Source organism: Frankia sp. RB5 (assembly GCF_059816245.1).
Genome location: NZ_JCBATA010000017.1, coordinates 14,810 through 38,448 on the forward strand (window position 1 = coordinate 14,810; position 23,639 = coordinate 38,448).

Here is a 23,639-nt window from a genome sequence, read left to right on the forward strand (position 1 = left end):
CCCGACGGCCGGATCGGCCCGGATCGGCTTGATCGGCTCAGGTCGGGTCGTTGAGGCGGACGATGCGCAGGCCGGCGTGGGCGAGAATGGTCGGCAGGACGCGGACGGCGCGCCGGGCGCGCTCCTGGTCGGCCTCCGCCAGGGCCGACCAGTCGACGAGGGCGGGGTGGCGGCGGTCGATGCCGTCCTGGCGGACCGGGCCGAGCTGGTAGCCGCGGGTGGACCGCTCGCGGCGCCAGCGGTCGTGCTCCAGCAGGGCGAGTTCCTCCACCTCCGCCTCGGTGAAGGCGAAGTCGGTCTCGGCGGCGTCGACCGGCATCAGCATCAGCGCCTGCGCGCGCAGGATCTCGCCGACGTGCGCGGCCTGCGCCCGGTTGGCGTCGCGCAGGTCGTCGGGCAGGTCGGCCCAGGGCACCATGGCCTGGCGGCTGCCCATCTCGATGCCGGCGCGCAGCTCCGCCTCGACATAGTGGGCGTGGCTGGCCTGGGCGAGCCGGTCGACGAAGTCGGTGTCGCCGAGATCCAGCGGCAGCGCCTCGTCGTTGACCGCGAAAAACCGTACGCCGTCGCGCAGATTCGCCAGCAGCGGCCCGGCCACGGCCGGTGGGCGCCGTGACGCCGAACCGCCGAAGACGTCATGCAGGCTGCGCTGGCGACCGGTGCGCACGACGATGGTGGTGCGGGCCACGCCGAACCGGCGGTCGAGGGCCTGCGCGGCGTCGAGCCCGGCCAGCAGCGCCAGCTCCTCGTCTCCGTCGCAGACGTAGACGAACTCGGGCGGGGGCTGATCGCCCGGCGGGTCGGTGACCGCGGGCGGCAGCGCGCCGCGCCGGGTGTCGTGCGCGGTGAGCCGGACGCGGCCGAGTGCCGGCTCGCGCTCCCGCATCGTGGTGACTGCCTCGGTCGCGTCGGGGCCGGACACGGCGAGCGGCAGCAGCGGCCCGTCGGCACCGACGGCCGCCTGCCAGCGGCGCGCCAGCTCCGTCACGAGCGCCCGGCCGAGGCCGGACAGCCCGATCACGACGAGGGGGGCGGCCGGGCTGGTGGGAGGTCCCGTCCGCTCCGGGCTCGCCCAGGCGGGCGGATGGCGCTGGAGCAGCGCGTGCGCGCCGAGGACCTCGATCGCGAAGAAGTCCAGCCGGAAGCCGGGGTCGTCGGTCAGCCCGATTCGCCGGGCCCGCAGGTGCGGGATCAGGGACAGGTCGCCCACCTGGGCCAGGCAGCGCAGGGGCGATTCGGCCCGGTCGACGGCGAGGCGCCGCGCGGCCAGCGCGATCCCCAGGTTCGACGACGTGTCCGGCAGGCAGCCGTAGATGACCTCCGCCCGGGCCACCCCCGCCTGGGCCAGCACGAGCGGCTCCACCGGGTCGCCGACGACCCGCAGCAGCCCGGGCGGCAGCTCCGCGTCGGGATACTCCCGCTGCGCGTCCTCGGCGACGAGCACCACCTGCTTGGCCCGCGACAGCTTGTCGACCAGCGCCGACGCCGTCGGCCCGGTGCCGCAGACGACGACGTGCCGGCGGGCGCGCCGGGCCCGGAAGCGTTCGAAGCGCTGGGCGAAGACCGTGCTCACCGCGTCGGCGACACCGACGGTGGTCGCGATCGGCGCGAGGAAGCGGGCGATCTCCAGCGACAGCGGGTAGTGACCGAGATTCTGGAAGATCGTGCCGTCGGCGATGAACAGCGTCGCCGTGAAGAAGACGACGTTCGCCCAGGAGAACGTCTGCGGATCGGCGCGGAACTCCCGGTAGGTCCCGACCAGGCCGAGGGTGAACGCGACCACGCCGAGGACGGCGAACACCCCGAGCAGATGGTGGCGCAACCACCGGGCCAGTCGGCCGACCAGGGTTCCCCGCCGGCCCACGGCCGGGCTCACCGTGTGGCGGGCTCGGACACCAGGTCGCCGACGACGATGGTGGTGTCATCCCGGGCACCGGCCAGCAGGGCGGCCTCGACGAGGGCGTCCGCGGCCCGCTCCGGGGGCTCGGAGCCGAGCTCGCCGAGCAGGCCGTCGAGCTGCTCGGGTGTCATCACCTTGGTGATGCCGTCGCTGGCGAGGACGACCCGGTCACCGGCCCGGACAGGCTCGGCGAAGATGTCGGCCTCGATCTCGTCGGCGAGGCCCACCGCGTTGAGCAGCGGACCGTTGCGGATCGCGTGCGGCGTGGTCAGCGCGCGCGGGCGCCCGCGGCCCGGCTGCAGCCACACCGAACTGTCCCCGACATGCGCGATGGTGAGGTGCTCCCCGGTGTTCTGCTGGCGGCCGAGGATCACGACATCGAGCGTGCAGGCCATGCCGAGCCAGGTGGGCTCCTCCCGCGCCCGGGTGCGGACCACCCGGTTGGCGCGTTCCACCGCCCTGCGCAGGCCCTCCATCGGGTCCTCGGCGTACTGCGGGCGGAAACCGGCCACGGTGGTGACGGTCAGCGTCGAGGCGATCTGCCCGGCGGCCTCGCCGCCCACCCCGTCCGAGACCGCGAGCAGGCCGTCGACGACGACGAACGCGTCCTCGTTGGGGCCGCCGCGCTTGCCGCGCCGGGTCCGCCCCGCCGCGGCGAGGCGCAGCGGGGCCGCCGTGGTCTGCTCCGGCTCGGTCGCCACCAGGTCCGCAGCGTGCTCGCGCGAGCCGCCGGGCGCGGCCATGGGAGGGGCCTGCGGCGCGGGCGCCGCGCTCACGAACGTCGCCGCGGCGGCCGGTGCCGGCGGCGTCGCCGGGACGGGCGGGACGATCGCGAAGTCGCCCGTCTGCGGGTCGAAGTAGCGGGTGGCGTTCTCCCGCTCGTCCTCGTAGACGGGCACCTGGTGCGGCGGTGTCGCCGGCGGTGGCGTCCAGCCGGTCGCGTCCGGATCGCGGTCACGGTCGCCGCGGTCCGCCGGTACCTTCGCGGTCACGTCCCCTCCCCATGCTGCGCCCGTGTCCGGGCCGTCGGCCGCTGCGGCCAAGGGTGCCTGCGTGGTCACCGGCTCCGGTTCGTCGAAGCCGGGGACGATGTCCTCGGCCCGCTCGGGCTCGTCGGGTACACCGGGATCCTCGGTGCCGGGGGTGTCACGGACTGGCACCGTACCGGATCGATGCCGTTGGTGGTTGAGCCCGCGGCCGTTGCGCTGGCTGCCCTGCCGGACCGGCCGGTTGTTCAGGACCACGAAGATCGCCAGGGCGACCAGCAGCACCACGATGAGCATGATTGGCACCAGCGAGCTACCCATGGCCTCCGTCCTCGCCGAGCCAGTCACGATCACGCTGTGGGACGTGTCGCCAGCCGTCTTCCTTCATACCCAAGGCCATCGCCGCGCTGCGGGCCCCGAGAGTGTCGCGACACCGACATACCGGTCCGTTGGGTGTGGGTCCGGTCCTGGTGCGGGTCTGACACGGGTGCGCGTCATTGTTCCAGACTCGACCGATCCCGAGTAGGGAGAACGGTCTCCTGTGGACGTCAACGGACCAGCGCGACGAGGGCTACAGCCGCGAGGGCCAGCGTGAGGGTGACCACGGACAGCCCGAAGGGGCGGCGGCGCCGCCGGTTCGGGCCCCCCGCGGTGATCCCCGCGACGATGCGGGACTCGACCACCCTGGGCAGCTCCCCGGCGGCCTGCAGACGGGGGTCGTCCGGCAGGTAGAGAGCGGCCAGGCGGCGGGTGGCGCGTTCCAGGTCGGCGGGATACGGCCCACCGGCGTCGGCGTCGGTGGCGTGCACGGCCCGGCGGAAGTACCGCTCCGCCGCGGCGGCCAGCGCCGCCCCGGTGGGGGGTGGCCCGGCGCGGCGCGCGGCGCCGTCCCGCCCGACCGTGCCCCACCGCCAGATGGCCTCGTGCAGGTCCGGCTCGCTCTCCCAGGTCGGCACGTACCGGGCGAGCAGTCCGAAGGCCCTGGCCGCGTCCGGCTGGCCCGATCCGCAGGCGGCCAGGAAGGCGATCGCCGGATCGGGCTGCGGCTCCGGCTCATCGGGAGCGGTCAGGCGCGCGGTGATCTCGGCGTCGAGAACCCGCAGCTCGGCTGGGGTCGAGCGGGCCGGCACGGCCGCGGGCGTCGAGGCGGGCGCGGCGCCGGTGACAGGGACGGCGGCCCGGCCCGGACCGTCCTGCGGCCGGTAGAGCGCGAGGACGCGGCGGGTGACCTCCAGTGCCCGTTCCCGCCCCCGCCCGACCGGGCCCGTCATGGCCAGGCCCTCGAGGAAGGGGCGCGCGCCCGTTGCCAGCGCCGCCGGCCCCCCGCCGCCTCCCACTGCCGTGCGCTGGCCGCCCGCCGTGCCGAGGGCACCCGCTGTGGACCGGCGATGCGGCGCCGCGTCGGCGATGGCGGCCCGCAGGTCGTGCGCGCCGTCCCAGTGCGGGGCGTAGAGGACGAGCAGGCGGAAGGCGTCCGGTCCCCAGGCATCGGTCTCGCGGAGCAGGCGCATGACGATTCCCGCCGGCGAGCCGGAGTCCGCCCGGGCGAAACCGGGCGTCACGGATCCGAACGCCACGAGCTTCGGCGCGGTCGCCGCCGACCTGGCTGGCGCCGATCTGGCTGGCGCAGACGTGGTCGGTGCCGGAAGGGCCCGAGGCGCAGCGGCCGCTGGTGGTGTGGCTGGTGGTGATGTGGCTGGTGGGGATGCGGGTCGAGGGAGAGCGGGGGGAGGTGGCGACGACGCGGCGGGAAGCGCGGCAAGTTCGGCGGCCAGGGCGGCGGCGTAGTCGAACCCCTCGGGCAGTCCGAAGCGCTCGAACAGCCCGTGCAGGGCGGTGCGCAGCAGGGCCGCCACCCGGGCCGGATGATCGCGCTCGCCGGTCATGGCCGCGGGCGGCGCGCTCAGGTCGACGATGAGCGTGGCCAGCGTCTGGACCAGCTCCCGCTGGGTGGCCGTGACCGCGCCGTGTACCGCGCTGACGTAATCGGCCCGGTCGACTCCGGGGCTGTTCGCGTCCGGCGCCAGCCGGCTGATCGCCTGGGTGACGTCGCTGGCGGCTCGGGCCAGCAGATCCGCCCGGCGCCCGGGCGCGCGGCTGGCGTCCGGCCCGGACGGCGCCTGCGCCGGAGCGAACAGTTCCCGCAGCGTGGCCAGCTCGCGCAGTTCGGTGGGGAACTCGAGCGGATCCGTCAGGGGATCGTGCGGGGCATCCGCCAGCGAGATGCCCAGCGGCACGCCGAGCACGGCCAGCAGGCGGTCCGCCGGGTGCAGGAGGTCGTCCCAGTACGCCCACTCCTGCCGGTACGCCTCGGCGATGTGCCGCGTCACCACCGCCAGCGCCCACGGCGGCGGAGGCTGCCGCGCGGAGGCGGTGACGGTCGGAGTCCACCCGGCGGGTGGACCGGGCGGCGCGGACACCCCGGGCGGCGCGGACACCCCGGGCGGCGCGGACACCCCGGGTGGCCCACCGCCCGCCGGGTGGGGCTGCCCGGCGGGCGGTGAGGTCGATCGGGCCGCGCGCAGCGCGTCGAGGGTCGTTGTCGCGAGGCGCAGGGCCCGGTCGCCGGCGTCGGGCAGCCGCACGGCCGAGAAGAGTGACTCCAGCCCGGCGGCGAGCGACGGGACCGCCTCGCGCACCGACTCCTCGACGCCGCGCGCGGGCGACGGCCCCCGCACGGCCGCCAGGTCGTCGGCCAGCGCGACGATCGTCCCCTCGATCCGGCGGGCCCGGGCGGCGACGACGGCCTCGACCTCGGCGGTGCCACGCTCGCGCGCGGACGGATCGGACCTCGCCAACCGGTCGAGGACCCGGGTGGTGATCTCGCCGCGGGTGGGCTGGGCGTCCGTGGCCCGCAGCGGGCCGGGTCGGCCGCGCGGCGCGGTCAGCAGGCCGGCGACGCGGCGTAGCTGGCCCTCGAGCCGCCCGGCGGCCGGCAGCTCGGCGGGCGGCCCGATCGGCGCGGTGAGGATCGAGAGCAGGGCGCGCACCGGATCGAAGGACGCGTCGCCCGCCGGGGCCAGCAGCAGCTCATAGGCCGCGCGCAGATGGTCGTCGACCGCCTGCTCGGCCGTGGCCGGCCCGCCGCCTCCCCGGTGGCCGACCGCGTCGCGCGGGCCGGCGGGCCCGCCGCCCGCGAAGGTCATGCCGCTGCCCGGGCCGCATCGGGTCACCAGCCGCCGGCACCAGCTCTCCGGGTCGCCCGGCTGGAGGATCTCATCGCCGACCAGGGCCAGCATGGCGCTGACCCCACGCATCCCGCTGCGTCCGTACACGTCGACGAGCAGGCGCGCGGCCTCGTAGATCGTCGGTGGGACATACGGCCGGACCCGTGGATCCACGTGAATCGATGACGGGTCGATGCCGGGTGCGAGCTCCGGCGGGACCGGGACGAACAGGAACCGGGGATCGGACCGTCCGGGCGCGTCCGTCGTCGCCAGGGCGATCGCGTCCGTCCGCGCCGCCGGGGTGACGGCGGGGGCGGCCTGGGCGGTGACCGCCGTGACCTGGCTGGGGCTCGAGGTGACATGGGAGGAGAAGGTGAGCCGGTACGGAAGCACCTCCTCCAGCATCTCGACCAGCGCCCACATCAGGGTGACCGCCTCGTCCGAGCCGGTGTGCGACACCGCGAACGGGCGCTGCGCCCAGGACCAGGCGAGCACCGTCGCGACCAGGTTGGCCAGCCGGTGCCGGCGGGCCGCGGCCCGGGCGGCCTGCCGCAGCGACCGTTCGCCGCTGCGGCGCTGCGCGGTGAGGTCGTGCAGGTGCAGCGGAGCCAGCCGGGGGGTGGTGCGGGGCGCGGCGGCAGGACTGTCGCCGGCGGCGTGCAACGCCAGGGCGACCCGTTCGGTCAGATAGTCCGCCCGGCCGATGAGGACGTGCGCCCGCAGCCGGCCGCGCCCCGGCCCGCTGCGGCCGGGGATGCGGACCCGGTGGACGAGCGCGGCCTGTGGCACCGCGTCCGCGTCGGCCGCGCCGGGATGATCGGGCCTGCCGACGATGTAGGCGAGCGAGGACGGCGGATGGTCGACGCGTGTGTCGCCCCGCTCCACCTGGCCGGCGAGCAGGTCGTTCCAGGAGCGGGTGGCGGCGGAGCTCAGCGAGCTGGCGATCGGGAAGTACCCTTCCCCACCGGCCCGGGTGCGCCGGGACCAGGCGTAGACCACCTGGTCGATGCGCGTGGCGTCGGTCACCCAGCCCGAGCGGGGCGCCGGCGCGGTCGGGATGCCGGTCATGCCAGTTTCCGCCGACCCGCCGGGGTCACGTCGGCGAGCCCGGGAACAGGACGTCGAGGACGTCGGCCGTCCGCGCCGGGGTGAGCCGCAGGACGCCGGCGACGAGGGTCGACGCCGTCCAGACGACCGCTTCGGGCGCCGGCGGGGCCTGCGGGACGGGCGGGGTCTGCGCGAGCGGCGGGGTTCGCGGGTCCGCCCGCCGCGGGCTGCCACCGGCCTCCCGCGGCGGGCGGGCGGCGTCGGGCGCGAAAAGGATCAGCCGGGCGGCCTCGGGTCGGGGATCGAGCAGCCCCGCCTGCCCGGCGCTGGCGAGCTGATGGATCGTCGTCCCGAGCGAGCCTGTCCCACTGGTCCCGGGGATGGCGTCGGACCGGCCGCGTTCGCCGACGCCGCGGGCGGTGGTGGCCTGGTCGCCGTCGCCGTCGCCGTCGCCGTCGCCGTCGTCGTCGCCGTCGTCGTCGCCGGGTCGGCGGGCCGCCGCCTGCCAGACCCGGCGGGCGAGGTCCGCGCGGGCGTCGGCGGATGACCCGAAGGCCGGCGCGGCGAGGACGCCGGCATCGCGCAGGTGATCGCCGTAGCTGTCGAGAAGGTCGTTGGCGAGGCGGCCGAGCGCCGTCACGGTGGGCGTCGGGCCGGTACCGGCCAGCCCGGCCCACACCGGCAGGAGCGCGGTGATCGCGAGATCCGCGAGGTCGGCGTTGAGCAGCGCGGACAGTTCGTCCTCGTGCTCGGCGAGCGCCGCCGAGACGGCGTGGCTGACACCCGGCTGCTCGCCGGCGGACGGGAAGGGCCTGTCCCCGGCAAGCGTGTCAGCGTACGCGCGGACCTCGTCGAGGAGCTCGGCGGTGTGTCCGGCGAGCAGGCCCACCGGCGCCCGCCCGCGCCGCAGCCGCCGGGCCACCCGACGGATCGGCCGGCGGACCGGGTGCGGCAGCCGGTGGGCGAGCCCGGACAGGCGGTCCGCGCGGGCTGGGCGGACCGTCCGGGCCAGCCGGCCGTGCACGTCGGCGAGGGGCAGGCCGCCGGCGAGCGCCGCCTCCACCTCGCGGCGCAGCCGCACCCCGTCCACTGGCACCGACTCGGTCGGTCCGTGGCGTTCCGTCGCGCTGACGAACCGCCGGGCAGCGTGGATCCGCAGCGTGCGCAGGGTCTCGTCCGGCACCCGGCCGACGATGACGTTGACGCCGGGGAACGCGAGGCGGCCGGGCATCGCCGCCACCTCATGACACACCCGGTCGAACACCTCCGGTCCGCGCAGCGCGTCGAGCAGTGCGCGTAGCGCCGGCGGGTCATGGCGGTCCGCGTCGCAGCCACCCGCACCGGGCGGGGTGGCGGCCCCGACCGCCGCCTGCGTGGGTCGTGGTCGGCCCTCGTGGTCCCCGACCCACAGGATCGCCGGGATGACCGCGCCCGGCGCCCCGGACGCCGCCGGGCTGGGCGGCGCCCCCGTGGCCGTCTCCGACGACGTCGACGAGGCCGGAAGCCCGGGCTCGTCGGAATGGTGTTCGAGGAACGTGTACAGGGCCGGGTCGTAGGCGGCGTCGAGATCGTGCAGGGAGTCTCCGTCCAGGGCGATGTCGAGGGGCTCACCGCAGACGCCGGTGTCCACCGCGGCGACCACCTCCGCCGGCGGGGCGGTGTCCGCCTGGTGGGTGATGTCCGTCGGTGCGGTCGGGCCGACCAGGACGAGCAGCACCGACGTCGGGGAGCGGTCGGCGGCCAGCGCGGCGAGGCCCGCCCGATGCGCGGGCGCCGACCGGGCGTCGTCGACGAGCAGCAGCCGGGGCGCGTCGCGCACCTCGAAGCCGGCCTGCCGGGCCAGCAGGGCGCGGACCATGCTCGGGTCGACGACGTCGCGCAGGACGCGGGACCGGCAGCACGGGCGCAGGTCGAGCGTCGCGACCATGGCGGCCGGGTCGTTCATCGTGTGCTTCCCGACGGGGCGGCCGCACCCACACGCGCATTCCGGCGGCGGCCGCGGCGGCTGCCGGCATCGATGTTCCGCGTCGTGTGTGTCGGGTGGTGGTCAACCTCCGGGTGACATTGTGATCCGTTTTGCCGAGAGTTATGGCAATGCTGTTCGTCTACCAATGCGGTTCCCCCCGGACACGATCCACCAGGCGACGACGATGGTGTAGTCGTCTGATTACATCCTCTGGCGAAAGTTATTCCTCTATGCCAGTCGGAGTCCAGAGGAGGACGGAAAAATCCTTCGGGCCGGGTGACCTCTTCCCCTGTGGCACACCGCATGTCCAGGCGCCTCGTTGGTGGCCGTGCACCCGCATGTGCAGAATGCCGTGCAATGTTGCGCGGGCGCATCGGCCGGCGACTTGGCGGCGATTACGACCGTGTGGTTCGGGTAGCGCGGAGCCGCGGATGTGACGACACCGGCCGAGGGCGGCGGAGGTGGGGGTCTTGTCCCGGTGTCATTCGCCCCGCGTGGTCGCGTGACCGGTGGGCGGGGCGCGTTCAGCCGGGGGTGGCCGCGTCGCCCCGGGGGCGCATCAGCGTCACCCGGTCGAACGGCTCGCCGGCGAGATGCGGCGAGCCGGAGTCGTACACGGCGATCCGCAGGCTGGTCGGCCCGCCCGGTTCGCCGGGATCGACCTCGACGGCGGCATAGGCGTAGGGATGGTCGGGTGCGCGGGTGGCGAGCCAGGCCGCGTCCTCCCGCTCCCGCCTGGCCCGCCGGCGCCGCCGTCCCGGCTCGTGGTCGTGCAACCCGACGATGACGCGCCCGGCCGGGGGATCGAGCAGCGCCCCCGCCGACGGCGACGACGAGCCACCCGTCCCGACCAGCAGATGCACCCGGCCCAGCGTGGCGTCGACGAGATCGCCCGCGCCGGGTGCCGACCCTCGCGCAGCGCCCGCCACCGGCCGGGGTGTGAGCAGCGGGCTGCCCGCCTCGGTGCCATGGACCGGACGGCTGCGCTCGTAGTGGTGCTCGTGTCCGTGCAGGACGAGATCGACGCCGTAGCGGTCGAACAGCGGCAGCCAGGACTTCCGGATGCCGAGGTCCGCGCCGTGGTGCGCGGCCGAGGTCGACATCGCCGTCTGGTGCATGACGACCACGATCCAGTCGACCGCCGGATCGGCCCGGGCGTCCGCCAGGGTCCGCGCGAGCCAGGCGGTCTGCCGCCCGGCGCTGAATCCCCGCAGGTAGACGGGACTGGCATGTTGGTAGGAGACGTCCTCCGCGGTGAGCACGACGAAGCGGACGCCGCCGACGGTGATGGCGTACCAGAGCCCGGCCAGATGGCCGTCGGTGTCGCCGGGGGGCAGCTCGAAGTAGGCCTGGTACGCGGCGAGGCCGAGGGCGCCGTTGCCGGCCTCGACCTCGTGGTTGCCGACGCAGGGCATCCATGGCCGGTATCGGGCCGACGCGCTCGTCATGTCGAACCAGTCGGCCCAGGCCCGCACCGGATCGTCGCGCTGGTTGGCGTAGGACAGATCCCCGCCGGCGAGTGCCAGCAGCGGGGCTTGCCGCTCGATCGCGGCCACGGTGAGCGCGGAGGCCGCGGATCCGAACGGGTCATACGGACGATCGGTGCCCAGATCGCCGACGAAGGTGAAGGCGAACGGTGCCCGGGCGTCCGGCGCGGTGCGAAACGAGCCGTCGGCCTCCTGCGGTACGCCGTCGTGCTCGATCGTGAACGCGTACAGGGTGTCCGGGCGCAGTCCCCGCAGCGACGCGTGGTGGACCACGACGTACTCGCCGGTGGCGGCGTCCCGGTAGGAGCGGGTGGCCGCCGCGACGGGCCTGCCGGGGTGGGAGCCACCATCACCGCCGCCGCCGCATCGCACCCGGACCGCGGGTGCCGTGACCGCGGTGCTGGTCAGCCAGGACACGACCATGCTGGTCGCGGGATCGGCGCCAAAGGCCAGATGGACGCCCCGGGCGTCGTCGGTACCCCCTGCCACCCGGCCGATCTGACCCCCGTCTCGGACGCACCGTCGGCGTTCTCGCCGAACAGGGAGGATTTTCGCACATCTCCAGTAGCCGCCGCCGTTCGTTCGGCCAGTGCGGGTCCGGCGGCCGGTGCGTACCGTCCCAGATGGCGTCGTCACCGGACATGTGGGGGGTGCGCAGTTGACCGCCGCCGACGTTGCGCTGCTACTGGTCGCGGGGGTACTCGCCGGGATCACCAGCACTGTCGCCGGCCTGGCCTCGCTGGTGTCGTACCCGGCGTTGCTCGCGGTGGGGTTGTCGCCGCTGGCCGCCAACGTCACGAACACCACCGCGCTGCTGTTCGTCGCCGTCGGGGCGGCGGCCGGCTCCCGCCCCGAACTCGCCGGCCAGGCCGGGCGGGTGGCCAGGTTCGGCGGGATCGCCCTCGCCGGCGGCGCGGCCGGGGCGGCACTGCTGCTGGCGCTGCCCGCGTCGGCCTTCGAGCGGGTGGTGCCGGTGCTGATCGCCGGGGCGGCCGGGCTGCTGTGGGCGCAGCCGCGGATCCTGGCCCGCCGCGGCGCGCGGCCCGCCGAGCGCGGCCCGGCGGTGCTCGGCGCGGTACTGCTCACCGGCGTGTACCTGGGTTACTTCGGGGCCGGTGGTGGGGTCGCGCTGCTCGCGGTGCTCGCGGTGGCGATCCCGGAGCCGCTGGCCCGGGTCAACGCGGTCAAGAACGTGTCGTCGGGCTTCGCGAATCTGGTCGCGGCGGTCGGGTTCGCGGTGTTCGGGCCGGTCCGGTGGGCCGCGGTCGCGCCGCTCGCGGCCGGGCTGCTGGTCGGCGGCGCCCTTGGCCCGCTGATCGTGCGCCGGCTGCCGGCGGACCTGCTGCGGGTGCTGATCGCGCTGGCGGCGCTGGGCCTCGCCGCGAGCCTGGCCTGGGGCGCCTACACGTGACCGGCGCCGGCCGCCCACACATGCGACGAGCCCCGGAACCGGTCGCGGTTCCGGGGCTCGTCGACGTGCGGCCTAACCGGTCAGGTCACTCGCTGGACTTGGCGAGGTCGACCGGAGGGGCGTCGGGGACCTGGTTCGGCTTGGTCTCGCCGCGGAAGACGAACTTCGCGTCCTCCCCCTCACCCTCGACGTCGCCGACCACGATCTCACCCGGCTTGAGCGTGCCGTACAGGATCTTCTCGGACAGGACGTCCTCGATCTCCCGCTGGATCGTCCGGCGCAGCGGCCGGGCGCCGAGCACCGGGTCGTAGCCCTTCTTCGCCAGCAGAGCCTTGGCCGCCGACGTCAGCTCCAGGGCCATGTCCTTGTTCTTCAGCTGGATGTCGACCCGGGCCAGCATGAGGTCCACGATCCGGATGATCTCGTTCTCGGAGAGCTGGTGGAAGACGATGATGTCGTCGATCCGGTTGAGGAACTCCGGCCGGAAGTGCTGCTTGAGCTCGTCCTGGACCTTTGCCTTCATCCGCTCGTAGTCGACCTGGCCCTGACCGGTCGCGAAGCCGATGCCGGGGCCCTTGGAGATGTCCCGGGTGCCCAGGTTCGACGTCATGATCAGAACGGTGTTCTTGAAGTCGACCAGGCGGCCCTGGGAGTCGGTCAGGCGACCGTCCTCCAGGATCTGCAGGAGCGTGTTGAACACGTCCGGGTGGGCCTTCTCGACCTCGTCGAACAGGACGACCGAGAACGGCTTGCGCCGCACTCGCTCGGTGAGCTGGCCGCCCTCCTCGTAGCCGACGTAGCCGGGCGGGGAGCCCACCAGCCGCGAGACGGTGTGCTTCTCCATGTACTCGGACATGTCGAGCTGGATGAGCGCGTCCTCGTCACCGAAGAGGAACTCGGCGAGCGTCTTGGACAGCTCGGTCTTACCGACACCGGACGGGCCGGCGAAGATGAACGAGCCGCCGGGGCGCTTGGGGTCCTTCAGGCCGGCGCGGGTGCGCCGGATGGCCTGCGAGACGGCCTTGATGGCCTGCTGCTGGCCGATGACGCGCCTGTGCAGCTCGTCCTCCATGCGCAGCAGGCGGGCGGTCTCCTCCTCGGTGAGCTTGAAGACCGGGATGCCCGTCCAGATGGCCAGGACCTCGGCGATCTCCTCGTCGCCCACCTCGGCGACGACGTCCATGTCGCCAGCCTTCCACTCCTTCTCGCGCTTCGCCTTCTCCGACAGGAGGGTCTTCTCCTTGTCGCGCAGCGAGGCCGCCTTCTCAAAGTCCTGCGCGTCGATCGCGGACTCCTTGTCGCGCCGGACGGTCGCGATGCGCTCGTCGAACTCGCGCAGGTCCGGCGGCGCGGTCATCCGGCGGATGCGCATCCGCGAGCCGGCCTCGTCGATCAGGTCGATCGCCTTGTCCGGCAGGAAGCGGTCGGAGATGTAGCGGTCGGCCAGCGAGGCCGCGGCCACGAGGGCGGCGTCCGTGATCGAGACGCGGTGGTGCGCCTCGTACCGGTCGCGCAGGCCCTTGAGGATCTCGATGGTGTGCGCCACCGACGGCTCCGCGACCTGGATCGGCTGGAAGCGGCGCTCGAGGGCCGCGTCCTTCTCCAGGTGTTTGCGGTACTCGTCCAGCGTGGTCGCGCCGATCGTCTGCAGCTCACCGCGGGCCAGCATCGGCTTGAGGATCGACGCGGCGTCGATCGCGCCCTCCGCGGCACCCGCGCCGACCAGCGTGTGCAGCTCGTCGATGAACAGGATGATGTCGCCGCGGGTGCGGATCTCCTTGAGGACCTTCTTCAGCCGCTCCTCGAAGTCACCGCGGTAGCGGGAGCCGGCGACCAGCGCGCCGAGGTCGAGGGTGTAGAGCTGCTTGTCCTTCAGGGTCTCGGGCACCTCGCCCTTGACGATCGCCTGCGCCAGGCCCTCGACGACGGCCGTCTTGCCGACGCCGGGCTCGCCGATCAGGACCGGGTTGTTCTTGGTCCGGCGCGACAGCACCTGCATGACGCGCTCGATCTCCTTCTCGCGCCCGATGACCGGGTCGAGCTTGGACTCGCGCGCCGCCGCGGTGAGGTTGCGGCCGAACTGGTCGAGCACCAGCGACGTGGACGGGGTGCCCTCGGCGGGAGCGCCGGAGGTGGCCGTCTCGCCCTTGCCCTGGTAGCCGGACAGCAGCTGGATCACCTGCTGCCGCACGCGGTTGAGGTCCGCGCCCAGCTTGACGAGGACCTGGGCGGCCACGCCCTCGCCCTCGCGGATCAGCCCGAGCAGGATGTGCTCGGTCCCGATGTAGTTGTGGCCGAGCTGCAGGGCCTCGCGGAGGGACAGCTCCAGGACCTTCTTCGCGCGCGGCGTGAACGGGATGTGCCCGCTCGGTGCCTGCTGGCCCTGGCCGATGATCTCCTCGACCTGCGACCGCACACCCTCAAGGGAGATGCCGAGGGACTCGAGGGCCTTGGCGGCGACGCCCTCGCCCTCGTGGATCAGGCCGAGCAGGATGTGCTCGGTCCCGATGTAGTTGTGGTTGAGCATCCTGGCCTCTTCCTGTGCCAGGACGACGACCCGACGTGCCCGGTCGGTGAATCTCTCGAACATGTGCGCTCCTTCGAGCTGCGACCGACCACACGACAGCCGGTATCCGCATGCTAGCTCCGCCGAGGCATGTCCTCACGCATCGAACAGAAACCTACCCGCCGGTTCCGCCCACCTCGTCGTGGACGGAGGACCGACCTTGCAGCCGGCCCGACCAGCGGAGACGCCTAAGGCAACCGTGGCCGACCAGCCATGATTCCGTCACGTCGTTCCGCCAAGAGCAGAACGACCCGATCCGCGCGGCGTCGGTGCCCCGCGGCCGTCGGGCGCCCGGCCGGGCGTCGCCCTGGCCGCCGAGCCGCCCTCGACGTTACCGACGGTAGTGTACGGCGGGATGCATTCTGCTGTGAGTCAGGCCACATCTATACCATTGTGTAATTGTCTTCTCACTCTATGGCGATCATGGATCGAAGGTGTAGCGCGGCATCGAGCTGTACGCCTCCGTACAACCACCTTACGTGTGCTACGGCTGGGGCGCGTCCGCGAAATCCCCTCACACCGCGAGACCGCCATCGCCCTGCGTGTCAATCCAGGTGCGCATCCGCTGCTCGCGCTCCAGATCGTCGGTGAACGGGCACGTGGTGCAGTACTCCTCGTCCATCCGATGGGCCAGGCAGCACGAGCCGCGCCGCATGCCGACGTACGACCGGCCGCGGTGGACGAACTCCTGCCACCGAGGCCGCGCGAGCATGGTCGGCGCGGCGAGCGCGAAGAACGCGTCCGCCTCGTCCCGGCCGAGCACCGGGTCGCCGCTCACCCGCTCGGTCAGCAGGAAGGACCGCGCGCACTGGGCGGCCACCGCCCCCCACAGCGCCGGGCGGCCGAGCCGCACCCGCGACCGCAGCTCCCCGACGAACGGGCGCAGATGCGCGAGCACCTCGTCGACGAGCACCGAAAGCAGCTCCGCGGGGTCCGCCACGACCCGGCCGGCCACGGCCCCGGGGGTCGTCGGCGCGGGGGTACCGGCGGAGCCGGCCGGGGACACGGCGGGGCCCGGGGCGGGGGTGGCCCACGGGTCGTCGGCCAGCATCGTGCCCGCGGGGACATGCAGGGCCGTCCGATCGAACCAACCGCTGTCCGGTACGTGTACTGACATGTGTGCCGGGTCCAGCAGCGGGACGCGGCGCAGAAGGACGTAGGAGGCGATGGCCGGCGCGACGACCGCGGCGGAGTACCAGTTCGCGAGGTAGCTGGCCGCGACCTCCGGGCTCGCGCCCGGATGGGCCCGGGCGACGAGCGCGAGCGACTCGGCGACTCCCCCCGGACCGGTCAGATGCGCGCAGGACACCCACTCCGGTCCCGTCGGCACGCCGAAACAGACCGCGCGGGGCAGGACGGCCTCGGCGACGTCCCGCGGCACGGCCCGCAGGCCGGCGCCGACCGGCCCCTGAGGGGAGGGGCCCGGTGCCGGCTCGCGCCGGGCGGCGGGCTGGGGCCCGGTCGCCGTCATCGGCAGAGGAGAGCGCATGAGATTAGGTAAGGCTAACTTCATGCCCGCTGTCAAACCGGCAGCGCCGAAGGGGCATGCAGACCCGGCATTTGCTCGATGACCTGACTACCGCCAGCTGTCATCGACACGCCAGCTGTCATCGACAGGAGTACGACCAGACCGGACGCCGGCTATCGCACGGACTGCCCGGATCCCGGCGGCCACCGGGCCGTGAGCCGCCGAAGCCGGGAGCCCGTCGACCCGGAGCGTTCACCGGAGTCCGGCCTGCTCGGCCTGCTCGGCCTCTCGTCCACCCGTCCACCCGTCCACCCGACCACCCGACCACCCGCGCGATTGCGGAACGTACTCGATTCTTGCCGCACCGTCCGCATGCCGCACCCGCTGGACGTCGTGTCCCGCGTCGCATCCCGGCCAGGCCGCATACCGAGCGCGGCATGCCGCCGCGCTGGGCGGCGGGCCGTCAGCGGCTGTCGTGCCTGGTGAGGTACGTTTCGATGGCTTGGGCGATGGCCTGCTGGCCCTGGGCGGTCGGGTGGGCGCTGAGGTCGCGGGCAGGGGAGAACAGGCCCACCGGGGCCACCCAGGAGTTCCTGGTGCACATCTCGTGACCGCGCAGCGCCCGGGCGGTGGGCACGTACTCGACGTCGGCGTCGTCGGCCGCCCGCCGGACCACGCGGTCGAGCAGGCTGTTCAGGCTGCTGACCTGCCGGCGCTCGGTGCTGTTCAGCCACTTGCAGATGTTCTTGCTCTGGCTGCTCGGAAATATGCTCGGATACCCCACGACCAGCACCCGGGCGCGCGGAGCCGCGGCTTTCACCGCCCGGTAGTTCGCCGTCAGCAGGTCCGGAAGTTCCTTGTTGACGCGGTCGCGCTCACGCTTGTCCTTGCCATCCCAGAAACACTTCCAGGTGAAACAGCTGACGATCACGTTGGAGAAACCGGCGTCGTTACCGCCGATCGTGATGGTGACGATGTCGGGGGCGGGTCGAAGCTGCCGCAACTGGGTCAGCTGTGGATTCTCGCCTTTGAACGACTCGTTCAGTGCGTCCGTGGTCGCGCCGGCGCAGGCGGCGAACAGCGAGATCGACAGGGTCGGATCCAGCCGGGTCAGCTCCCGCGGCCAGGCGTTGCTGCTGCGCCGGCAGCGCGGATCGAGGGTGTCGAACGGCGGGCTGCCCTCGCCGGAGGAGTACGAGTCGCCGAGAACGGCGATCGTGCGGTGCGCGGGCGCGGCGAGAACAGGATCGCTCCAGCCCGCGGAAACTGTCACCGTTGCGGCCAGAACTGCCACCGCCAGCACGATCTGGATCGGTCGGCACGCGAATCCGCGCCGACCGGATCGGCGACCCCGCGAGGTCACCGAGTATCGGTCCCGCATGACATGGAAGCGTAACCCGTCCGGCCCGGTGCGCACTCGGAATCAGACCGCCTGTCGGGTGCACGACCTCTTCCTGTGACGGCACATTTCCTGTGTGCTCACCCGTGCCGGATCCATGCCGGGACGGGGGCGGCGGCGGAAGGGTCCGGATCCGTCCGTCCACACCTGCCCGAAACAACGGCAGATGTTGTCGTCCTGCGGTGTTCGAGTCGTCCAGTGGCGGAATTCAGAGGTTCTTCTCGAAGACGAGCCGCAGGCCGATGAGCGTCAGATGCGGCTCGTGGTGGTCGAGGGTCTCGCTCTCCTTGATGACCAGGGACGCGAGGCCGCCGGTGGCGATGGCGGTCGCGTGCGCGCCGAGCTCGGTCCGGATCCGCCGGACCAGCCCGTCGACCTGGCCGGCGACCCCGTAGATCATGCCGGACTGGAGCGCCTCGACGGTGCTCTTGCCGATGACCGACCGCGGCGCGGTCAGCTCCACCTTGCGCAGCTGCGCCGCCCGCGACGCGAGCGCGTCGAGCGCGATCTCGATACCGGGTGCGAGCGCCCCGCCGACGAACTCGCCACGAACGGACACGACGTCCAGGTTCGTCGACGTGCCGAAGTCGACCACGATGGCCGGTCCGCCGTACAGGTGGTGCGCGGCCAGCGTGTTCATGATCCGGTCGGCGCCGGCTTCCTTCGGGTTGTCGATGAGGATCGGCACCCCGGTGCGGGTACCCGGCTCCACGATGACCGCCGGGATGTCGCTGAACGCCCGCACCACCATCCGGCGCAGCTCACGCAGGGCGGCGGGCACCGTCGAGCAGATCGACACGCCGGTGATCCGGTAGTCGCCGAGCAGGCCGCGGTAGAGCAGCACCAGCTCGTCGGCGGTCGCCTGCGGGTCGGTGCGGACCCGCCAGGAGTCAACGAGGTCCTCGCCGACGAACACGCCGACGACGGTGTTGGTGTTGCCGACGTCGATGGCGAGCAGCATCAGGACTCCTCCACGATCGGACCCGCGGGTGCCAGGCCCACACCGGCCGATCCCGCGGGGCGGCCATGGTCCGCCGGACGGCCCGGATCAAGGTCGAGACCGAGGTCGAGGGCGGGCGCCGAGTGGGTCAGGCCACCGACCGCAAGATAGTCCACCCCGGTCGCGGCCACGTCCGCCGCCACCTGGAGCGTCAGCCCGCCGCTGGCCTCCAGGCGCACCCCCGCCGGCCGGGCGACGGCGACGCAGGCCCGCAGGTCGGCTTCGGACATGTTGTCGCAGAGGATCAGGTCCGCGCCGGCGCCGACCGCCTCGACGACCTGGTCGACGGTGTCGCACTCGACCTCCACGGGCAGGTCGGGGAAGCGGTTGCGCACCGCGGCGAACGCGGCGGCCACCCCGCCGGCGGCGACGACGTGGTTGTCCTTGATCAGGGCGGCGTCGGTCAGCGACATCCGGTGGTTCACCCCACCGCCCTGGCGCACCGCGTACTTCTCCAGCGCACGCAGGCCGGGCAGCGTCTTGCGGGTGTCGCGGATCGCCGCGCCGGTGCCGGCGACGGCGTCCACCCAGGCGCGGGTGAGCGTCGCGACGCCGGACAGGTGGCACAGCAGGTTCAGCGCGGTGCGCTCGGCGGTGAGCAGGCCGCGGACCGGCCCGCTGACCGTGGCCACCGCGTCACCCGGCCTGATCGCGTCGCCGTCCTGGGCGAGCGGGGTCACGGTCACCGCGAGGCCGAGCAGGCACTCGAACACGGCGGCGACGACGGGCAGCCCGGCGACCGTGCCGGCGGCGCGGCTGACCAGCGCGCCGTGCCCGACGAGCGCGGCGTCGACCGTCGCCGCCGAGGTCGCGTCCACGGCTCCGACGGCACCCGTACCGGCGGTGCCACCCGCTTCCCAGCTCGGCAGGTCCTCGGCGAAGGCGCGGGCTATCACGGCGACCACGGCGTCCGGATCCAGACCGGCGGCGACGAGCGCGCTGCGGGTGGCCGGGGACAGCCGCGCCGGCGTCGGCGCGGTCATGAGGCGGCCTGGACGATGGTGGGCCGGATCGGCTCCGTGTCGAGGACGAGTTCGCCCTCCGGGCCGAGCCGGGTGAGCACGCGGCCGAGCCAGTGCGCGTCGTCGCGTTCGGCGAAGTCCTCCCGCCAGTGCGAGCCGCGGGTCTCCGTGCGGGTGGCCGCGGCGGCGACGAGCGCCGTCGCGACGGTGCGCAGGTTCGTCATCTCCCAGGCCGGCGGGCCGGCGGTCACCGTCGCCCCGCTGACCCGCAGGTCACCGAGGCCGGCGAGCACCTTCGCGGTGGCCCGCAGACTGTGCGCGCTGCGCAGCACCCCGGCGCCGTCCGTCATCGCGCGGATCAGCTCGGCGCGCTCCGCCGGGTCGGTCAGGCCGCTGCCTCGCCCGACGACCGGAGCGGCCGGGACGGCGTCGCGCCGCCTGGTGGCGCCCGTGTCCCCGGCGATGTGCGCGGCGATGCGGGCCGCGAAGACCAGGCCCTCCAGCAGGCTGTTCGACGCGAGGCGGTTGGCGCCGTGCACGCCGGTGCAGGCCACCTCCCCGCACGCGTACAGGCCGGGGACGGTGGTGCGTCCCCACAGGTCGGTGCGCACCCCGCCGGAGGCGTAGTGGGCGGCCGGTGCGACCGGGATCGGCGTGGTCACCGGGTCGACGCCGACGGAGCGGCAGCGGGCGGTGATCGACGGGAAGCGCCGCTCGATCGTCTCCGCACCGAGACCGCGTGCGTCGAGGAACAGATGGTCGACGCCCCGGGCGGCCATCACTCGGGACATCTGCTTCGCGACGACGTCGCGGGGGGCGAGGTCGGCCAGCGGATGGGCGCCCGTCATCACCCGCTCGCCGGCGGCGTCGACGAGGACGGCGCCCTCTCCTCGCATCGCCTCGCTGACCAGTGGCTGCTGTCCATCGAGCTGGGCGGCGACGCCGGCGCTCGACGCCGGCGGCAGCCACAGGGCGGTCGGGTGGAACTGGACGAACTCCAGGTCGGCGACGACGGCGCCGGCCCGCAGGGCGAGCGCCACGCCGTCCCCGGTGGACACGCCCGGGTTGGTGGTCGACGCGAAGATCTGCCCCATCCCGCCGGTGGCGAGCACCACGGACGGGGCGGTGACGGCGCCGACGCCGTCCTGGCTGCCCTCGCCGAGCACGTGCAGCGTCGCCCCGGCGGCCCGGCCGTCCACGTCCAGCAGCAGGTCGAGGACGAGGGCGTTCTCGATCACCTCGATCGCGGGGTCGGCACGCACAGCGGCGATCAGTGCGCGTTCGACCTCCAGGCCGGTGGCGTCCCCACCGGCGTGGATGATCCGGTTGCGCAGGTGGCCGCCCTCCCGGGTCAGCGCGAACGAGCCGTCGGCGGCCCGGTCGAAGCGGGCGCCGAGCTCGGCGAGCTCACGGACCCGCGTCGGTCCCTCGTCGACGAGCACCCGCGCCGCGTCCTCGTCGCACAGCCCGACGCCGGCGACGAGGGTGTCGGCCAGGTGGTCGGCGGGGGAGTCCTCCGCGGCGAGGGCGGCGGCGATGCCGCCCTGGGCCCAGCGGGTGGACCCGGCGTCCAGGTGCGCCTTCGTGACCAGCAGCACCCGGGCCGCGGGCAGCTCGCGGCGCAGGTGCAGGACCGCCGTGAGGCCGGCGATGCCCGACCCGATGACGACGACGTCCGCGGCGCGGCTCCACCCGGGGCGGGGCGCGCCGAGCCGGCAGGGCAGCATGATCACTGGCTGGTCACGACCGTCCGGCCCGCGCCGACCGTGACGGGGTCCAGAGCAGCCGAGTCCATCGCGGTCGGGTTCAGGATGGTCGGGTTGAGGGGGACGCCCGGCGCGCGGGACGGCGCGGGGATGTCGCCGCGCAGGCTCGACGGGTCGTTGGGCAGGGCCTCGGCCGGGTCGTCGCCGCGGCCGATGATCCGGTTCTCGGCGTCGACGAACAGGACGCGGGGCGTGCGGCTGCGCGCCTCGGCGTCCTCCATGATCCCGTAGGCGATGATGATGACGAGGTCACCGGGGTGGACCAGACGGGCCGCCGCGCCGTTGATGCCGATCACGCCGCTGCCCGCGGGCCCGGGGATGGTGTAGGTCTCCAACCGGGCGCCATTGTTGATGTCCACGATCGTGACCTGCTCGCCGGGCAGCAGGTCGGCGGCGTCGAGCAGGTCGGAGTCGATCGTCACGGAGCCGACGTAGTTCAGGTCGGCCTGGGTCACCGTGGCCCGGTGGATCTTGGCGGTGAGCATGGTGCGCAACACGGTCAGGCCCCCTGACGGTCGGCGGGGAGGGTGAGGGAGATGTTGTCGATCAGCCGGGTGGAACCCACCCGGGCGGCGACGAGCATTAGGGCGGGACCGGCGGTGACCGGCCCCAGATCATCGGGACTGACGAGCTCCAGGTAGTCGACGTCAACGCCGTCGGCCTGGTCGAGGACGGTCCGCGCCGCCGCAAGCACCGCCGCGGCCGGCCCGCTCGCCGTCGGCGGATCCGCCACGGTGGCGTCGGTCAGATCCGCGTCGGTCAGATCCGCGTCGGCCGGGGCGGTGTCGGCCGGGGCGGTGTCGGCCGCGGCCGCGCCGGCGCGCAGGGCGCGGGACAGGGCGAGTGCCTGCCCGCGCTGCTCGGGCGTCAGGTAGACGTTGCGGCTCGACAGCGCCAGGCCGTCGGGCTCGCGCACCGTCTCCACCCCGACCACCGTCACGCCGAAGGCGAGGTCGGCGACCATCCGGCGGATGCAGACCAGTTGCTGGGCGTCCTTGCGGCCGAAGAAGGCGAGGTCCGGCCGGGTCAGGTGCAGCAGCGTGGCGACGACGGTGAGCATCCCGTCGAAGTGCCCCGGGCGGGACGCGCCCTCCAGCACCTCGCCGAGCGGACCGGCGGACAGCCGGACCAGCGGCTTCGGATCGTGGATGATCGCGGGGGCGAAGACGACGTCGACGCCCTCCCGCGCGCAGATCGACAGGTCCGCGTCCAGCGTGCGCGGGTAGCGGTCGAGGTCCTCGCCGGCACCGAACTGCAGCGGGTTGACGTAGATGGTGGCGACCACCTGATCGGCCCGCTCACGGGCGGCGCGCAGCAGGCTCGCGTGACCCTCGTGCAGCGCTCCCATCGTCATGACGACGGCGCGGGTGCCGCGGCCGGTCGGGCCGGCACGGCGGTCGAGCGCGTCGAGGGCCGCCCGCAGCTCGTCACGGTCGCGAGCGAAGGCGACCGCCGGTCGAGCGGGTGCGGAGGGGGCGATGCGGAGGGCGGATCGCGCTGCGTCGGCGCGCTCGGGCGCGCTCGGCAGGACAGTGCTCATGGGCTTCCGTTCCAGTCCTCGGGAGGGGTACCGGACGTCGAGCGCCACTGTAACGCGCCTGCAACGCCTCCCGCGACTCGCTGTGACCCGCGCACCTTCCGCCCGCGCCGCCCGCGGCGACCGGCGGACCTGTCCTGCGGCAGCAGGTACCGTAGGTACGTACCTACATTTCGGAGGTGATGGATGTGAGCGTGATCTCGGCCCGAGAGTTCAATCGCGATGTGAGCGCGGTCAAGCGGGCCGCCACCCACGGCCCGGTCATCATCACCGATCATGGGCGCCCTTCGCACGTGCTGCTGACCTTTGCCGACTATCAGCGGCTCACCGGCGCTGGAACGAGCCTGGGCCAGGCGTTCGTCCTGGCTGAGGAGGTCGACTTCGAGCCGGTGCGCCCACGGGACTCGCTGCGTGAGATCGACCTGTGATGCTCCTGCTCGACACAAATGTCGTTTCGGAGCTGCGCAAGCCCGCCATTCGTCGGGCTGATCAGTTCAATGCGTGGGCCGAGACGCTGTCTCCGTGGGACACGTACCTGTCAGTGATCACGTTGCTCGAGTTGCGGGCCGGAATCGAGGCCAGGCGCCGGAACGACCCACGACAGGCGGAGCTACTGGACGCGTGGCTCGACAACGCGGTGCTGCCCTCGTACGCCGGCCGGGTCCTCGACGTGGACCAGCACGTGGCTGATACGGCCGCGCGGTTGCACGTACCGGACCGGCGTCCGGCGCACGACGCGTTGATCGCCGCCACCGCTCAGGTGCACAACCTCGTTCTGGTCACCCGGAACGAATCCGACTTCGATCCCATGGGCGTTTCTCTCGTGAATCCCTGGCGGGAGCGGGCTTGACCGGACGTCGGGAGGAGGTGTCGGCTGCCCAGCGCAATGACGAAAGCCACTGGTCGGACCGACATGATGCTCGGTCCGACCAGTGGCACTTCGGGGCGGGCGGGGACGGCGCGGTCGAGGGGGCGGG

The 23,639-nt window shown here is 73.7% G+C and carries 16 protein-coding genes; 3 read left to right on the forward strand and 13 right to left on the reverse strand.

From position 1 onward, the window contains the following. Positions 1-37: 37 nt before the first annotated feature. The 5 genes from AC6EXY_RS11060 to AC6EXY_RS11080 form a co-directional block, all read right to left on the reverse strand. Entirely contained in the window at positions 38-1,876 is a 1,839-nt protein-coding gene (locus AC6EXY_RS11060; RefSeq protein ID WP_499817304.1) for an NAD-binding protein, read from the reverse strand. Then, entirely contained in the window at positions 1,873-3,207 is a 1,335-nt protein-coding gene (locus AC6EXY_RS11065; RefSeq protein WP_101836339.1) for a PP2C family protein-serine/threonine phosphatase, read from the reverse strand. Before AC6EXY_RS11065 ends, AC6EXY_RS11060 begins: the two co-directional genes overlap by 4 nt. A 227-nt stretch (positions 3,208-3,434) precedes the next feature. After that, entirely contained in the window at positions 3,435-7,121 is a 3,687-nt protein-coding gene (locus AC6EXY_RS11070) for a hypothetical protein (protein WP_499817305.1), read from the reverse strand. A 25-nt stretch (positions 7,122-7,146) separates the two neighbouring features. Continuing rightward, complete coding sequence (locus AC6EXY_RS11075) at positions 7,147-9,045, reverse strand: hypothetical protein (RefSeq protein ID WP_499817306.1); 1,899 nt, start codon at positions 9,043-9,045, stop codon at positions 7,147-7,149. A gap of 545 nt (positions 9,046-9,590) precedes the next feature. Then, positions 9,591-11,042, reverse strand: a complete 1,452-nt coding sequence (locus AC6EXY_RS11080; RefSeq protein ID WP_101836341.1) for a purple acid phosphatase family protein — start codon at positions 11,040-11,042, stop codon at positions 9,591-9,593. 169 nt (positions 11,043-11,211) lie between these two features. Here AC6EXY_RS11080 and AC6EXY_RS11085 point away from each other — a divergent pair, with 169 nt between their 5' ends. Continuing rightward, positions 11,212-11,964, forward strand: coding sequence for a sulfite exporter TauE/SafE family protein (locus tag AC6EXY_RS11085; protein WP_165818694.1), 753 nt, complete (start codon positions 11,212-11,214; stop codon positions 11,962-11,964). Between the two features lie 85 nt (positions 11,965-12,049). Here AC6EXY_RS11085 and AC6EXY_RS11090 read toward each other — a convergent pair whose 3' ends face one another. From AC6EXY_RS11090 to panC, 8 genes are all read right to left on the reverse strand, one after another. Further along, positions 12,050-14,554, reverse strand: a complete 2,505-nt coding sequence (locus AC6EXY_RS11090) for an ATP-dependent Clp protease ATP-binding subunit (protein ID WP_101836342.1) — start codon at positions 14,552-14,554, stop codon at positions 12,050-12,052. 490 nt (positions 14,555-15,044) lie between these two features. Further along, positions 15,045-16,019, reverse strand: coding sequence for a (2Fe-2S)-binding protein (locus tag AC6EXY_RS11095; RefSeq protein ID WP_499842334.1), 975 nt, complete (start codon positions 16,017-16,019; stop codon positions 15,045-15,047). 442 nt (positions 16,020-16,461) lie between these two features. Continuing rightward, positions 16,462-17,292 (reverse strand): SGNH/GDSL hydrolase family protein, encoded by an 831-nt coding sequence (locus AC6EXY_RS11100; protein ID WP_499817308.1) that lies wholly within the window; start codon positions 17,290-17,292, stop codon positions 16,462-16,464. 313 nt (positions 17,293-17,605) lie between these two features. Then, complete coding sequence (locus AC6EXY_RS11105; protein WP_101832262.1) at positions 17,606-18,358, reverse strand: type III pantothenate kinase; 753 nt, start codon at positions 18,356-18,358, stop codon at positions 17,606-17,608. After that, positions 18,358-19,380, reverse strand: a complete 1,023-nt coding sequence (nadC, locus tag AC6EXY_RS11110; RefSeq protein WP_101832261.1) for a carboxylating nicotinate-nucleotide diphosphorylase — start codon at positions 19,378-19,380, stop codon at positions 18,358-18,360. The genes AC6EXY_RS11105 and nadC overlap by 1 nt, the downstream gene beginning before the upstream one ends. Continuing rightward, positions 19,377-21,092, reverse strand: coding sequence for an L-aspartate oxidase (locus AC6EXY_RS11115; protein WP_499817309.1), 1,716 nt, complete (start codon positions 21,090-21,092; stop codon positions 19,377-19,379). Before AC6EXY_RS11115 ends, nadC begins: the two co-directional genes overlap by 4 nt. Continuing rightward, positions 21,089-21,622, reverse strand: a complete 534-nt coding sequence (gene panD, locus AC6EXY_RS11120; protein ID WP_243407598.1) for an aspartate 1-decarboxylase — start codon at positions 21,620-21,622, stop codon at positions 21,089-21,091. Before panD ends, AC6EXY_RS11115 begins: the two co-directional genes overlap by 4 nt. A 2-nt stretch (positions 21,623-21,624) precedes the next feature. After that, positions 21,625-22,665, reverse strand: a complete 1,041-nt coding sequence (gene panC, locus AC6EXY_RS11125; RefSeq protein WP_499817310.1) for a pantoate--beta-alanine ligase — start codon at positions 22,663-22,665, stop codon at positions 21,625-21,627. A gap of 179 nt (positions 22,666-22,844) precedes the next feature. Between panC and AC6EXY_RS11130 the strand changes: the two genes are divergently transcribed. Then, positions 22,845-23,090, forward strand: a complete 246-nt coding sequence (locus tag AC6EXY_RS11130; RefSeq protein WP_101832258.1) for a type II toxin-antitoxin system Phd/YefM family antitoxin — start codon at positions 22,845-22,847, stop codon at positions 23,088-23,090. Continuing rightward, on the forward strand, positions 23,090-23,512 hold the full coding sequence (locus tag AC6EXY_RS11135) for a type II toxin-antitoxin system VapC family toxin (RefSeq protein WP_243407597.1): 423 nt from the start codon (positions 23,090-23,092) through the stop codon (positions 23,510-23,512). The genes AC6EXY_RS11130 and AC6EXY_RS11135 overlap by 1 nt, the downstream gene beginning before the upstream one ends. Positions 23,513-23,639 lie beyond the last annotated feature (127 nt).